Here is a 14602-nt window from a genome sequence, read left to right as displayed (position 1 = left end):
GCCAGGCAATGACACTGCACACCCTACGAAAATTATTAGGCTCTTTGCTGGTTCTCTGCGCGATTTTCGCCAGCCAGCAAAGTTTCGCCCTCTCCTGCCGCCAGGGCAGTTACGCCGACACACCGTCACCGACAGGCTCTATTTCTCAAAGTTTTCCGATTGGATCGGTGTCCTTTGCTAAATCAGACTTTACCGCCGGTAACGTCTTATGGCGTTCGTCTACCTATACTGCCACCTTTACCTGCTGGGATATGCAAGGCTATCCGGGGGGAGAGGATGCCTGGCTCTATTGGAACCCGCAGGGTGGTCTGAGTAAAATAGACCCTTCGCTGAGCGTCGGTGTGACGATCAACGGTAAAGACTATGATTCTATTAACACCGCTGTCGCGACCAAAGCCATTGATGTCGGGCGCGGTACGATTTTTGATTCCGCGTATTATGCGAAGTACGGCCAGGCCAGACCACTGACCATCAGTTTTACTTTTTCGATTTACCTGAAAGCCACCGGGGTCGCACCACAAACAACCTTTACAGACATTGGTACCGCGGGCGTATTTCAGGTGGATGGTGTATTGGGCATTAACAGCACCCCAAACAGTAACTATGTCGCCAACCTGACTAACTTCAATAATATCAGTGTGATACAGTGTACTCCGACAGTGACTATTTCACCGTCAAATATCAATTTCGGTAATGTCATGCGTGAAACCTCCGCGGTCGGCAAAATAGCGAAAACCATACCGTTTACGGTCACCGCAAATGTGTCCGGGGGGGGCTGCGTGGGTCAGCAACTGGTCGCCAGTTTTAGTAGTAACGATGTCAGCACCAGCGACCCCACTCTGCTCATTCCGTCCACGAAACCCGGGATCGGCGTTTATCTGACGAGCCAAAGTAATACCGGGACACCGCTTGTCTTTGGTCAGGTCTACCCCTTCACCACAACTGCGATCACCAGCAGCTCTACGACAACCATCCCGGTCGGGTATATTGCTTATCTGAAATGGCTCACCAATTCCCCGACAGTAGGGACTTTCAATACCACTGCCACCGTCAATATAACGTTTAAATAATCCTGACTCCGGCCCCGTCACGGGGCCATCCAGGCCTTATCTGTCGCAGAAGCAACGGAGTATGTCGTTTATCAGTCGTGTGAGGGGAACCGAAATCTTCTCCGGTTATCGGAGGGAAGAGGCAGAGACAGGTTATCGCTTACGCTTAAAATTGACTTCGAACGCATAGGCAATTTTCTGGAAATTACGCTGATTTATCAGTGACAGATTCGTAAACCTGACTGACATCCGTTGCTGATAGCCAGGGTATTCCGGCAGTTCTTCTTCAAGTTCACTGAGCGCAATAATCTCAATATTGGCTTTAAACTCACCGTATTCTCCTAAAGACAATAATGCTTTCTTAAATACCGCGCCGACTTTGGCTTTTTCTGACAACGGCTTCGGTGTGTAAACGCCTAATCCGCCGACCGAAAAGTCATAGATGATAAAGGGTCGGGGTGCACTAAGCCCTGAAAGCGGCAACGTCAGGGTAAAGTTTTTCCATAAAGGCAGCGGAACGCGCAGGTTAATACGTCGTTGAAAGTAATTAAACTCATTACCGATCTCGCCGGTCAGTACAGTCCCCCCGGCGGTTTCTTCCTGACGGACAGCATTCAGAGTAAAAATAATTTTTGCTTCACTCCCTTCTGCGCTGAGTTCAAGAGTTGCGGGTAAGGTAAAATCTGCTTGCGGGAGGCTCAGATAAACACGGCTGGATTCAACACGTAGCAATTCGAAATCGTGCCCCTCTTCAGAACTGAGGCTAAAACGATGTTTTTCTTTCAGCAGGGTACGCAGGATTGCGACCAGTTCAAAACGATCATTTCTGAGCGTCTGCGGATCAGTATTAACACCAGCCATAGGAGATAAGCCTTCTTACTTAAGAGAAACTTTAAAATAACATATAAAAATAGGAAGGTATTCACAAGGCTTGCTCTCTTTATGAGATAGCAGACAGAGGCCACACGCCTGTGACACCACAGACGTCATACCGCGGTTCTGTCAGGCAGCGCAGCACAACTCTTCAATGGTCAGCTCCTTCCAGAGCTTCCCTTGTAACGCATAGTACGGCATTTCAGACAGCCATTTTTCATGCTGATCGGTTTCAATACCTTCGACAACCACATTACAATTATTTAATGAAAAGAAGTTCAGTAACGCTCCCATCAGCTGGCTTCCGCCAGGCTTACTCATAAAGTTCCAGAACAAAAATCGGTCTATTTTAATATAACGAAATTGATTATCGAAAACAGCTGAGAATCCGGAAAGGCCGGAACCAAAGTCATCCAGCCAGAATGTCCGCTGCTTATGGAATACCGGGGCCTGGTTAGACTCAGGTACCAGACTGTCTGAAGATTCATTCACTTCAAAATGGATAAAACCCGCAAACGCATTGCCTTCAGACAGGTAATGCTCGTTCACAAAGTCCAGTGACTTATCATCGATATTCACCGTCACAATCACATTGTGACGAATAAACCAGTCACGGTAAGACCCGATTAAAGCAATCTGTGCCTTAAGGATCTCAATACTCATGGCAGGAGTGACGCTTTGGAAAAAAAATTCCGGAGAGATTGTTGTCCCCTGGTGGTTGGCGGTGATCCTCGATAAACATTCAACCGCTAACAACTCTCCGGTTTTACCAAACATCGGCTGGAAAACAAAATTGATTGAAAAATTAGCAAGCTGTAAAGGGGACATAACTCACCTGGGATGAAAATGGCTTAGTGGTCAGAATCTCCAGCACGACATGCAAGGCATAGATGAAAGACTCAGCGCTTTGTTTACTCTGGAAAGTATAACGCTGAACCCCCTGAATTCCGGCCTTTTATTAAAAAAGTTAACGATTAAAACGTTGATTCAGATAGTTAAAACCAATGAATTTTTCCTTACGCTCAGCCCGGGATTTTTCGTCACCAGGGTTCCGGACAGTAGCACCTCAACGTACTTCATCGTACAAATAAACGAACAAAAAGTCGGCGGAATTTTATTCTGCTTATTCACCAATAGTCGTCTTTGCTAAGGGGATTATGGGCATTGTGCCGGATTTAATGCATAAATAATCAGATTTAATAGTTGTTAGTTTTACAGAAAGATGGCATTTTTTGACAATCCTGACAAAAGTCCGGTGCACTGCTGTTGCAGTGCGCGCCAGAGATTTACACAACATCTGTATCATAAGGGGAAAGCGTTGAACGCTTCAGTCAAAACCACACCGGAGAAAATCAGCGGTTCCGCCATTCTGTTTTTCATCCAGACTTTTTCTACGCTCGGCTTTGCCGTGCTCTATTCCACACTGGTTCTGTACGCAACAAAGAAACTGGGCTTCAGCGAAGACTCAGCGAATGCCATCATGGGCGTTTTCGGTGCGTTTAACTATGGTCTTCACCTGTTTGGCGGATACCTGGGGGGACGCTATCTGAGTAACCGTAACCTGTTTGTCCTCGGGATGGTGTTGCAGGTTATCGGCTGTTATCTGATTGCCAGCGCCGGCGTCACCGGGCTTTATTGGGGACTGGCCATGTTCCTGACCGGAAGCGGGCTGAATGTGACCTGCCTCAATATGATGCTGACACAGCGTTTTGCGCCGGAAGATGACCGTCGGGAAAGCGCTTTCCTGTGGAACTATGCAGGGATGAACCTGGGCTTTTTTATCGGGTTTACTGTCGCAGGGTATTATCAGCTGGGCGAAAATTACAAAGCGTTGTTCCTGTTTGCTTCGCTGGGTAACATTATCGCCATCATCGCAGCGCTGGTGTTCTGGCCTCACCTGAAAGACAAAAACACCCCGCTGACGCAGGTCAGCCCGTCGACCTACCGGAAGCGTCTGCTGGCCGGGGTGGCTATCCTGGTCGTTCTGCTACCGATTATTCGTGTGATGCTGACCTATGCCGCTATCAGCAGCTATTTTGTTATCGCTATCGGATGTCTGATCTTTATCCTGCTGTGCCTGATGACACTGAAACACCCGGTGGCCGATGAGCGTTCACGTATGGGGGCTTACCTTATTCTGATGCTCGGTTCTCTGGTCTTCTGGTCACTGTATCAGCTGGCGCCGATGGGACTGATGCTGTTCTCCGAACATAATATTGACCTGAATGTCTATGGCTGGATAGTCGCTCCGCAGTGGATCCAGAACATTAATACCATCGTTATTGTGATCGGTGGTCCGTTAATGGCGATGTACTTTAACCGCCTGCGTAAAAAAGGTTACCGGATTGACATACCACTGCAGTTTGCCTCTTCGCTGGTGTTTATCGGCCTGGGTATGCTGGTCTTACCGGTGGGGATCTCCCTGGCGGGCGGTAATGGTCTGATGGCGTTCAAATGGATAGTGATCAGTTATATTCTGCAGAGTATCGGCGAACTGCTGATCTCCCCGATTGGCTATGCCATGATCGGAAAACTGGCACCGAAACAGCATCAGGGGCTGATGATGGGTAGCTGGATGATGGTGACCGGTGTGGCATCGGTACTGGCAGACTATTTCTCCGGCATGATGCCGGATAACAGTAATACCACGCCTGTGGCAACCAACCCGGGCTACAGCCATGTCTTTAACCTGCTGGGCTGGGGTTCAGTGATCACCGCCGTGGTGATCGCCGTACTTATCCCGTTATTACGTCGTATGATCAACCCGCAGGTCCGCACAGAGGCCTGAGTGTGACCGACCCCGGCAAATGCCGGGGTCGTCTTTTATACCCTTCTCTTACACCAGACCGTGTTAATGCCTGAGGCTATCAGCATAATCACCGCCGTCCCCAAAAAAACGGCCGGCATACCTGCCTGACCTGCGACCACACCGCCAAACAATGGCCCGCAGACCTGACCGATATATTGTGCCGACGTGGAATACCCGAGTAAGCGACCGGTTTGTCCGGCCGGTGCATGATGGCGGATAATTGCAGTGATACAGGGCAGCATTCCCCCTAATGCCAGGCCCATCAGAAAACGCAACACCAGCAGTTGCCATACCGCAGTCACAAAGGCCTGGGGGATCAGCAAAACACCGCAAATCAGTAAACCGCAGGAAAGTACACGCCAGTGCCCTGTCCGGTCAGCCAATGCGCCGATACGCGGAGCCGCTATGATGCTGCCTAAGGCCGTGGACGCCATGATAACCCCGGTAAACAACGTCGCCTGCGTCAGATCAGAGATCAGGCTGGCAACATACAGGGTAATGATCGGTTCCACAGACATCGTGGCGAAAATCAGTAACATCGCAGACACCCACATTACCTTCACCGTGACAGGTACCGGTTGCTGCACCGCAGACTGGGACGGGGAATGCCTGGCCGGCTGGCGTTCCTCTTTAAGCAAGAGCAGCGTACCCAGAAAGGCCAGAAAAATAATCCCCCCGGTCAGCAGGAAGGTTTCGCGTATCCCGATAATGGCGGGAAGCATGCCTCCGGCCAGCGGACCGACGATATTTCCGGCCATGATCCCGCCGGAAAGGATGCCAATCGCATAACCTGTTTTCTCTTTCGGGGTTTGTGCTGCGACCAGAATCATCGAACCGGAAGCATAGCCCCCCAATAAACCCGCCAGTAAACGTAAAGCCACCAGTTGCCAGGGCGCTGTTGCCATACCCATCAGTGACATAGCAACAGCCATCCCCAGGCTGGCCCTGATCAGCATCAGTTTACGGCCATATTTATCTGCCAGCCGTCCCCATAAGGGTGCCGTCAATGCCGCCGTGAGAAAGGTTGCCCCATAGGCCACCGCAGACCAGTGGGCGATACTGCTCGTACCTTTAACACCTAAGGACTGCAGATACAGCGGAAGAAAAGGCAGCAGCAATGTCATGGCAATCAGTGTGCTGAAAGATCCCAGGGTACAAACCCAGAGATTACGCTGCCAGTGAGGATCTGCCTCTGAAAGATTGCCGGAATAGTCTGCCATTTCAATAACCTGCTTTGCTCATAGAAAAGGAAAGCGTAACGTCAGGCAGAGTGAAAGAACAGCCGCCGGAAGATATTTACCGGCTGTCCCCTGATTATTGCACTGTTGCAATAATCAGGCGTCTCTGAGCTTTTCAGTCAGTAAATCACATAACCGGGTGACCGGAGAAGAGAACGTCTCCTGGACCTTTCGCAGCAGATAACTATGGTACCCGGGCAACTGCCATTCAGGCAGGACCGGCCGTAATGTGCCTTCTGCCAGGGCCTGATGCACCATGTAGGAGGGCAGACAGGCAATGCCCGCTCCGGCGCAGGCCGCGGTTAATAATGCCATACTGTTATTGGCCCGGAACCGGCTAACCGCATTCACTTCTATCCGTTTTTTCTCTTTCCGGAAACTGAGGGCAGCCTGATGGGCCGGCCCGTGAAAGGTCAGTAACTGGTGACGGCTAAGCTGCTCCGGTGACGTCAGTACGGGATGCCTGTCCAGATAGGCCTCCGTCGCATACAATCCCCAGGGGATCACCGAGAGCGGCTGTGACAACCCCTGATCCGGTGGGCGCTGGCGAACCACGATCGCGACGTCAATATCGTCGTGGATCATGTCCGGTTCCCTGTCGTTCAGATCAAGATCGACACGCACATGGATATTTTGCTGCATAAAGGGTTGCAGCACCGGGACGATACACTGACACCCGTAAGTCACCGGCGCGACCAGCCTGACCTGTCCCGCAGGCTGACTGTGCATGCGGTGAATGAAATCATCTGCCGCTGATACCTGCCTGCTAAGGCTTTCGCAATAGCGATAATAAAGCAGCCCGCATTCCGTGACGCTCACCTTGCGGGTGGTGCGGTGTAATAATTTCATCGCCAGACGGTTTTCCAGTGCGGCGATTTCGCGGCTGACTGTGGCTGTTGATATGCCCAATACCCCCGCCGCCAGACTGAAACTTTGTTGTTCCACTACGCGGGCAAAAATATACATCGCCTGCAGGTTTTCACCCTGTTGCATACGTTATCCTGTTATCCGTCGTGCGGGGATATAGGGTATTACCTGCCGCTGGCCACAAATTCCGGCTGACACCCGACCGGAAAGTTCACCGAGTTTGCGATAAAGCAGGCATCATGCGCGGCGTGGTGGAGTTGAGCCGCCCGATCCCTGTCCTGATCATTCTGCAAGCGGATACGCGGCTTCAGAATAATGCCGGTAAAATGGCCTTTTACCCCTTCCACCATCGTTCCTTCAGCCTCATCCTGATACTCTTCCACGACGATACCGGCATCTGCACATAAGTGCAGATACCACAATTTATGGCAGGCAGAAACCGACGCCAGCAGAAGTTGTTCGGGATTCCAGCGGCTATTATCCCCCCGGAAAGCAGGGTCGGCACTTAACGCAATCGGCTCCCGCCCTTCAGCCTGTAACTCCCCGTCACGTCCATAGGCTTTATAAGATGATGTCCCCTCGCCACGATTCCCGGTCCAGCGAACTGTCACACGGTAATGATGCTGTCTTGCTGCCATAATGATCCCCGTTAGCTTTGCTTCAGGCGACAGCCTCTGACCCCGGCCATCCGTATTAAAACATCATACTTTCTTATGCGATTTTCCGGAAAGTGATTTATCCGGAGTCATCCTGATGACATGCTGCAGGATCCCTGCCCGGCCCTGCTTCCCACCCCGACAGGCCGGAAATATCGCATTTTTTTGTAAAGCGGCTCCGTGGAGTTATCCCCTTCCTCCCCGGAAAGAGGACAATAATGTGACTCAGGTCACATTATATTTGCTAAAAAATGAAACAAATTATAACAACTATGAAGATTCTCCATTTACTAACGTATGATATCCGGCATGATCATTCCGGGTTAACACGGTTTATCAGCCTTATGCATCTGGTTTGACTCCATTTTTTGCGTCTGTATTCAGATGCGCTCTTTCAGTATTCAGCAAATGGTGACGATAAAATGAAATATAAAATAATGATGGCAGCAACACTTCTGGCTGGCTCTGTGACTGGCCATACGTATGCTGCAGACACCTCACCGACCTATGTGTCTGACTGGTGGCATCAGAGTGTCAATGTCGTTGGCAGTTATCACACCCGTTTCGGACCTCAGTTAAATAATGATCTCTACCTGGAATATGAAGCCTTTGCTCATAAAGACTGGTTTGATTTTTATGGGTATGTTGATTTGCCAAAATTTTTCGGCACCGGAAATGGCAATGACAACGGCATCTGGGACAGACGCAAGGGTTCACCGATGTTTATGGAAATTGAACCTCGCTTTTCTATTGATAAACTGACCGGCACCAGCCTGGCATTTGGTCCGTTTAAAGAATGGTATTTCGCTAATAACTATATTTACGATATGGGCCCGAATAATGCCAATCGCCAGAATACCTGGTATATGGGTCTGGGTACCGATATTGATACCGGCACTAAGCTGGCATTATCCATGAACGTTTACGCGAAATATCAATGGCAGAACTACGGTGCGGCGAATGAAAATAGCTGGGATGGCTACCGTTTTAAAATTAAATACATGTTACCACTGACCACTCTGTGGGGCGGAAACCTCTCCTACATTGGTTTTACTAATGTCGACTGGGACTCTGATCTGGGTGAGAAGGCTGGCCCTGTGCGTACCGGTAACTCCGTTGCTTCCAGCCATATCTTGTCACTGTCCTATAACCACCTGCATTACTCTCTGGTGGCCCGTTATTTCCATAACGGCGGGCAATGGGCCGATGGTTCAACGCTTAACTTTGGTCAGGGTGACTTCTCAACACGGAATACCGGTTGGGGATACTATGCAGTCGTCGGATATAGTTTCTGATTAATCCCGTCCTCCGTTATTATTGATAACGGTATTGTTCCGCGAAAATATTTCGCGGAACATCTCCCCGCTATTATTACGGTTAATCACTAAAAAATTACCCTCGTCTTTTTTATTTCCTTCGTCTATTCTGGATTTTCGTTCACTGCTTATCCTTTCTTCCCTATAAAAATAGTTGATAAGCAGAATTGCAAATACAGTAAGCCCGAGGTTAAATGATTTATGTCATCGTCTTTGAGTAAAGCAGATTTATCTGCCACCCCCGATAGCAATAATACGACAATCGCCGGACGCATTGATGCATTGCCGGCAAGCAAAAGCCTCTGGTGTTTTATTTCGCTTTTAGCCCTCGGCGGATTCTTTGAACTCTACGATTTATTTGAAACAGGGTATATTAGTTCAGGTTTACTGGCAGAAAAGATATTTCATACGGGTCATGAAGGTGTTTTTGGAATATCTGATCAGGCGGCCTTTGCTTCTGTCACCTTCCTCGGCTTATTTTTGGGTGCCAGTTTACTGGCCAAATATGCAGACAAATTTGGCCGCCGGCTGACCTTTATGTGTGCACTGGCCTGGTACGGGGTATTTTCTCTGCTCATGGCCTTCCAGCACAGTGCTGAAGGGATCATTCTTTGTCGTTTGCTGGTCGGTGTTGGGCTGGGGGTCGAACTTGTGACTATTGATACCTATCTCTCGGAATGGATGCCTGCACATTTACGTAGCCGGGCTTTCGCTTTCTCCTTCTTTATCCAGTTTCTTTCCGTTCCTGTTGTGGCCATCATGTCCTGGTGGCTTATCCCGCAAACGTTTCTGACTCTGGAAGGATGGCGATGGGTAATTATTGCCGGAGCCGTCTGTTCGCTGATTATCTGGAGTATCCGGCGTAATCTGCCGGAGTCTGCCCGCTGGCTGGCACAGCAGGGACGCCATCAGGAAGCACATCAGGTGCTCAGTGACATGGAAAAACGTTGCGGTATGACTCCGGTCACTGACTTCCGCGCGGACACCGCAGGTATCAAACCCCCGGTACAGGGAAAATTCCGTGAGATCTGGGCTCCGCAATGGCGTAAAAGAACACTGATGCTGGTCGTGATGAACTTTTTCCAGTCGATTGGATTTTTTGGCTTCGGAAACTGGTTACCGGCCCTGCTTTCCGGCAAAGGCACAACCCTGACCCATAGCCTGCTTTACTCTTTCTTTATCACTCTGGCTTACCCGCTGGGGTCGTTACTGTGCAGTCGCTATGCCGATAAAATAGAAAACAAATGGCAGATTGTCCTCTCCTCGCTGATGACGGTTGTCTTCGGCACACTGTTTGCGTTGGTGACGCAACCTGTGCTGCTGATCCTTTGCGGATTTATGATCACTTACTCAAACGCCTGGCTGACCTTCAGTTACCACTCTTACCAGACCGAGATATTCCCTACCCATATCCGCGCACGTGCGGTCGGGTTCTGCTACTCGTTCAGCCGCTTATCGACGGTGTTCAGTAGTGTCATGATAGGCTCTATTCTGGCCTACGCCGGAAGCCAGGGAGTGATCATCTTCATTATCCTCAGTATGCTGATGGTCATGCTCTCTGTCGGCATTTTCGGGCCGAAAACCCGTGGGCTGGATTTAGAAAATATCTGATCTGTACGCCATAAAAAACGGGCGGCATCACTGCCACCCGTTTTATTCCTCACTCACTTACCACGAGGTTACTGCTGTTTTTCCAGGTCTTTTATCGTCGCCCCGCCCTGATGGCCCCGAACAAATTCCGAGTTCCTGATATCAGCCACCTGGCTTGCGGTCACGCCGGAAGAAGCGTTATTCCCCCAGCTGCTGCGGATAAAGTTAACCACATCAGCGACTTTCTGATCATTCAGACGCCAGCCAAACGCTGGCATGGTGATGGCAGAAGGTGCGCCTTGCACACCCGGCAGCGTATCTCCGGTAAGAATGATATGAATAAGCGATGTCGGATCCTTCGCTAATACCACCGGATTCCCTTTCAGGGCCGGGAAGAAACGCTGGTAGCCTGTACCGTCTGTTTTATGGCAGGCAGCACAACTGTCAACATAGGACGCGGCGCCGGTCATAGAGTCATCCCCTTTCAGCAGCGCCTGAGCCACCGAATCATCCGCAGTGAATGCCGGCTGCTTAGGATCCTGCGGGCTGAGTGACTTCAGATAACGGGCAATCGCCTGAATATCGTCCTGACTCATATATTGCAGACTGTGCTGTACCACGTCGGTCATCCCGCCAAAAGCAGCGGTATGATCATTGCGGCCATAACGCAGGAATTGTGCAATATCGTCGGTACTCCAGCGGCCCAGACCTTCACGGTTATCCCCGCGTAAATCGCTGGCATTCCAGCCATCTATCGGGGAACTGCTGCCCGACAGGAAGAGGTCACCCTCACTGTTATTGAGCGCTTTTTCCTGCATGGTGATGGCCCGTGGCGTATGGCAGGCACCACAGTGCCCCAGCCCTTCCACCAGATAACGCCCGCGGGCCAGTTCAGGGTCTTCACCTGGTGCTGCGACGGCAGGTTTGACGTCAGGAGCAAACATATGCCGCCAGATGGCCAGTGGCCAGCGCATAGAAAGTGGCCATGGAATATCACTCGCCTTATCCGGTTCACTCACCGGCTGGACACCCTGCATAAAATAGGCGTACAGAGCATGCATATCATCATCGCTCACCACCGCATAGGACGGGTAAGGCATCGCGGGATAGAGCGTTTCACCGTTTTTCGCAATCCCCTGACGCACAGCTTTCTGGAAATCATCATAGGTGTAGTTACCGATACCGTACGTCTTATCCGGCGTAATATTGCTGGAATAAATCGTGCCGATCGGTGTCTTCATCGGCAGACCGCCGGCAAAAGGCTGACCGCCTTCGCTGGTATGGCATGCCGTACAGTCCCCGGCCCGTGCCAGATATTCCCCGCGCTTCACCAGATCCTGCCCGCTTTCATCAGCAGCCATGGCAGAAAAGGCCAGCGAGCTCAGCACCAGTGCTAATAGTCTTTTTTTCATCGTCTGTGCCTCTTATGCCTGTACCAACGGACCCGGATTTTTCAGATACACCTCACGGATCGTTTTTGCCGACCAGTAGGTCAGTGCAGCAACCAGTCCTGTCGGGTTATAACCCAGCCCCTGAGGAAAGGCTGAGGCCCCCGGTACAAAGACATTCGGCACATCCCAGCTCTGCAGATAACGGTTGATAGCACTGGTTTTCGGATCTTCACCCATAATGGCCCCGCCATTCATGTGGGTGGTCTGATACACCGTGGTATCAAAGTGCGTTCCCGGGGTTTTCGGACCGCCCATAATCAGTTTCGGGTTCATGGCTTTGGCGATGTTGTGCATTTTAGAGACCATAAACTCTGACATTTTGATGTCATTGTCCTGCCAGTCGAACGTCATGCGTAGCAAGGGTTGTCCGTAGGCATCTTTATAATTCGGGTCCAGATCCAGGTAGTTCACCCGGTACGACTGGTGTGCACCATGAGCATCCATCGAAACGTGGTGCGTGTAAGTCTCCGCAACGGCCGCTTTCCACTCACTTCCCCAGGCAGGCGTCCCCGGAGGGGTAGGTAATCCGGAAACCGGCTTGGTGCCCGCCTGGTTTACCCACATCGGGGAGCCACCGACAAAACCGTACGGGCCATGGTCAAAGTTATCCGCGTTAAAATCATCAATAGCCACGCCCGCACCGCCCGCGCCGATAAACGGGTTAGTGGTGGTGTTTTTATCAAACAACGCTTTCAGGGTAGAAATATTCTGATAGGCAAAGTTACGGCCAACCACCCCTTCATTGGTGATCGGGTTATACGGCTTGCCGATCCCTGACAAGAGCATCAGGTGAACGTTATGGAACTGGAAAGCTGACAGGATCACCAGATCCGCTGGCTGGACTTGTTCACGCCCGCTGGCATCCAGATAAGTCACGCCGGTCGCTTTTTTCTTATCGTCAGTCAGATTGACGCGCAGAACATAAGAGTCATTACGCAGCTCAAACTTAGGCTCCTGACGCAGGGCCGGTAAGATATTGACGTTAGGCGAGGCTTTCGAATACATGTAGCAGGCGTAACCGCTGCAGTAACCACAGAAGTTACATGGCCCCATCTGCGCGCCATAGGTATTGGTGTACGGACCAGAGGTATTCGCCGAAGGCATATCATAAGGATGATACCCCACAGACTCCGACGCTGCCGCGAACAACTGGGCTGAGTAGGTCCGTTCCTGTGCCTTCAGCGGAAAGTTATCCGAACGGTCAGCAGCGTACGGGTTTCCGCCTTTCCCTTTACCCACCACTTTGCCGTTAACGGTCCAGGCGGTACCGGAAGTACCGAATACCTTTTCGGCTTTATCAAAAAATGGCTCCAGCTCATCATAGCTGACACCGAAATCCTGAATTGTCATTCCTTCAGGGATAAAGTCTTTGCCATAACGCTCTTCATAATGGCTGCGAAGGCGTAATTCCACCGGATCGACACGGAAGTGACAACCTGACCAGTGCAGCCCGGCGCCTCCGGTACCGGTTCCAGGCAGGAACGCATTTAACTGGCGATAAGGCAACGCCGTCTGCGAGGCATTATGCCGGACAGTGACGGTACTCTTCGACAGGTCCTGGAACAGTTTCTTACGCACGTTGTACGTCAGTTCATCAATGGACTGCGGATACGCACCGTCCGGATAGGTATCCCGATGGGGGCCACGTTCCAGCGCAACCACGTTGAGTCCGGCTTCTGTCAGTTCTTTCGCCATAATCGCACCGGCCCAGCCGAAACCGACAATAACGACATCTGTTTTTTTCATTTCATTCGCCATGATTACGCTCTTTCTCCACGAATTGATACCGGCGGGAAGGGGTAATGCTCACCGCGCTCTACCCAGTCCATAAAATCAGCACGGGCGCCCGGGAAACCAATCAGTTTCCAGCCCGACATGCCCTGATTACCGCCATGGATAGGGTCGCTGAAGAATCCTTCACGGGTATTCTGTAACAGGTAGGAGAAAAAGAGCTTACTCGGCAGGTGGCTGAACTCTGCCTCACCACTTTCAAACGCTTTCAGCAGGCTTACCTGCTGTTCCGCGGTTAATTCGGCAAAAACTTTCTGGTGCTGTTGCTGACTATAGGCGTCCGCATCGGCCAGCCCCAGGCGGTAAATCTGGCGCGGGACCAGAGGTAACTGATAGCCCAGTTCTTTTGGCGCATCCGGCGCAAACGGGCCCTGCATATACCAGTTGGACCCGGTGGCATACGGCGTATTCATCTGACGGTCGATATACTCGGGTACACCCGCTTCGATGGCTCCGGGGCCACGTTCATCCGCCGGGATCAGGTGAGCGACCGCTGCTTTAATAAACGCATATTCTTCTGCGGTAAACCAGGTGGGCTGATAGTCGCGGGGCAGCGACTGCCCGTTTGCGGTACTATCAGCTGCCTGCGCGGCAGGACTTAATGCAAATGAACCAATGGCGGTGCTTCCCACTGCCATTGCCGGTGCAAGCGTAATGGTTCTTAATAAAAAGTCCCTGCGCGATTGGCCATTCTTATGTTCTGACATGACATTGCCTCAGTACCGCATATAATGCAGCATGAAATGTTAAAGTTTTTAGTGATGTTTTTGAGTTACCTATAACCGTAACGAATCAGTGTTACCGGTAACAAGTTACGACATTCTACACCTGTTATTCATAAGGTTCAGTAGATAAAAACATTAATTTACTATTTTATTAACATAACGGGCGGGTATGTTTTACATAAACAGTGATATGCAATCCTGTCTGTCACTGTCAGAAACATCCCCCAACAGACAGTT

At 50.8% G+C, this 14602-nt stretch carries 12 protein-coding genes; 4 read left to right on the top strand and 8 right to left on the bottom strand.

Annotation, left to right across the window (positions count from 1 at the left end):
• Positions 1–8 precede the first annotated feature (8 nt).
• Entirely contained in the window at positions 9–1070 is a 1062-nt protein-coding gene (locus GTPT_RS04800) for a fimbrial protein (RefSeq protein WP_029990564.1), read from the top strand.
• 132 nt (positions 1071–1202) lie between these two features.
• Here the strand turns inward: GTPT_RS04800 and GTPT_RS04795 are convergent, their stop codons facing one another.
• Positions 1203–1910, bottom strand: a complete 708-nt coding sequence (locus tag GTPT_RS04795; RefSeq protein WP_029990563.1) for a PilZ domain-containing protein — start codon at positions 1908–1910, stop codon at positions 1203–1205.
• A gap of 141 nt (positions 1911–2051) precedes the next feature.
• A complete protein-coding gene (locus GTPT_RS04790) occupies positions 2052–2750 on the bottom strand; it encodes an EAL domain-containing protein (RefSeq protein ID WP_029990562.1) in 699 nt (232 codons plus the stop codon).
• Positions 2751–3240: 490 nt separating this feature from the next.
• Between GTPT_RS04790 and GTPT_RS04780 the strand changes: the two genes are divergently transcribed.
• Positions 3241–4710, top strand: coding sequence for a peptide MFS transporter (locus tag GTPT_RS04780; protein WP_029990561.1), 1470 nt, complete (start codon positions 3241–3243; stop codon positions 4708–4710).
• Between the two features lie 35 nt (positions 4711–4745).
• Here the strand turns inward: GTPT_RS04780 and GTPT_RS04775 are convergent, their stop codons facing one another.
• The 3 genes from GTPT_RS04775 to GTPT_RS04765 all read right to left on the bottom strand — a co-directional run bounded on the left by GTPT_RS04775 (position 4746) and on the right by GTPT_RS04765 (position 7474).
• The gene (locus tag GTPT_RS04775) at positions 4746–5951 is read right to left on the bottom strand and encodes an MFS transporter (RefSeq protein WP_029990560.1); all 1206 of its coding nucleotides are present in this window, start codon (positions 5949–5951) and stop codon (positions 4746–4748) included.
• Positions 5952–6065: 114 nt separating this feature from the next.
• Positions 6066–6962 (bottom strand): LysR family transcriptional regulator, encoded by an 897-nt coding sequence (locus tag GTPT_RS04770; protein ID WP_029990559.1) that lies wholly within the window; start codon positions 6960–6962, stop codon positions 6066–6068.
• Between the two features lie 38 nt (positions 6963–7000).
• The gene (locus tag GTPT_RS04765) at positions 7001–7474 is read right to left on the bottom strand and encodes an OsmC family protein (protein WP_029990557.1); all 474 of its coding nucleotides are present in this window, start codon (positions 7472–7474) and stop codon (positions 7001–7003) included.
• Positions 7475–7914: 440 nt separating this feature from the next.
• On the opposite strand from GTPT_RS04765, the gene GTPT_RS04760 reads away from it, so the two are divergent.
• Both GTPT_RS04760 and GTPT_RS04755 read left to right on the top strand, forming a co-directional pair.
• Complete coding sequence (locus GTPT_RS04760; protein ID WP_029990555.1) at positions 7915–8787, top strand: nucleoside-specific channel-forming protein Tsx; 873 nt, start codon at positions 7915–7917, stop codon at positions 8785–8787.
• Between the two features lie 222 nt (positions 8788–9009).
• Positions 9010–10419, top strand: a complete 1410-nt coding sequence (locus GTPT_RS04755; RefSeq protein ID WP_029990553.1) for an MFS transporter — start codon at positions 9010–9012, stop codon at positions 10417–10419.
• Between the two features lie 68 nt (positions 10420–10487).
• On the opposite strand, the gene GTPT_RS04750 is transcribed toward GTPT_RS04755, so the two are convergent.
• From GTPT_RS04750 to GTPT_RS04740, 3 genes are read right to left on the bottom strand one after another with little or no spacing between them, the layout of a single operon-like run.
• Entirely contained in the window at positions 10488–11810 is a 1323-nt protein-coding gene (locus GTPT_RS04750) for a c-type cytochrome (RefSeq protein WP_025901040.1), read from the bottom strand.
• Positions 11811–11822: 12 nt separating this feature from the next.
• On the bottom strand, positions 11823–13607 hold the full coding sequence (locus tag GTPT_RS04745) for a GMC family oxidoreductase (protein ID WP_025901039.1): 1785 nt from the start codon (positions 13605–13607) through the stop codon (positions 11823–11825).
• A 2-nt stretch (positions 13608–13609) separates the two neighbouring features.
• Entirely contained in the window at positions 13610–14347 is a 738-nt protein-coding gene (locus GTPT_RS04740) for a gluconate 2-dehydrogenase subunit 3 family protein (RefSeq protein WP_025901038.1), read from the bottom strand.
• Positions 14348–14602: the final 255 nt, after the last annotated feature.

Source organism: Tatumella ptyseos ATCC 33301, assembly GCF_000735525.1.
In the GTDB taxonomy this organism is placed as follows: domain Bacteria; phylum Pseudomonadota; class Gammaproteobacteria; order Enterobacterales; family Enterobacteriaceae; genus Tatumella; species Tatumella ptyseos.
The sequence above is the reverse complement of the archived record's forward strand: the minus strand, read 5'-3'. Positions and strand labels throughout refer to the sequence as shown.

Coding starts and splice junctions, on each gene's coding strand:
- GTPT_RS04790 (WP_029990562.1), bottom strand. CDS start 2,750: ATGTCCCCTTTACAGCTTGCTAATTTTTCAATCAATTTTGTTTTCCAG.
- GTPT_RS04745 (WP_025901039.1), bottom strand. CDS start 13,607: ATGGCGAATGAAATGAAAAAAACAGATGTCGTTATTGTCGGTTTCGGC.
- GTPT_RS04800 (WP_029990564.1), top strand. CDS start 9: ATGACACTGCACACCCTACGAAAATTATTAGGCTCTTTGCTGGTTCTC.
- GTPT_RS04765 (WP_029990557.1), bottom strand. CDS start 7,474: ATGGCAGCAAGACAGCATCATTACCGTGTGACAGTTCGCTGGACCGGG.
- GTPT_RS04795 (WP_029990563.1), bottom strand. CDS start 1,910: ATGGCTGGTGTTAATACTGATCCGCAGACGCTCAGAAATGATCGTTTT.
- GTPT_RS04750 (WP_025901040.1), bottom strand. CDS start 11,810: ATGAAAAAAAGACTATTAGCACTGGTGCTGAGCTCGCTGGCCTTTTCT.
- GTPT_RS04755 (WP_029990553.1), top strand. CDS start 9,010: ATGTCATCGTCTTTGAGTAAAGCAGATTTATCTGCCACCCCCGATAGC.
- GTPT_RS04740 (WP_025901038.1), bottom strand. CDS start 14,347: ATGTCAGAACATAAGAATGGCCAATCGCGCAGGGACTTTTTATTAAGA.
- GTPT_RS04770 (WP_029990559.1), bottom strand. CDS start 6,962: ATGCAACAGGGTGAAAACCTGCAGGCGATGTATATTTTTGCCCGCGTA.
- GTPT_RS04760 (WP_029990555.1), top strand. CDS start 7,915: ATGAAATATAAAATAATGATGGCAGCAACACTTCTGGCTGGCTCTGTG.
- GTPT_RS04775 (WP_029990560.1), bottom strand. CDS start 5,951: ATGGCAGACTATTCCGGCAATCTTTCAGAGGCAGATCCTCACTGGCAG.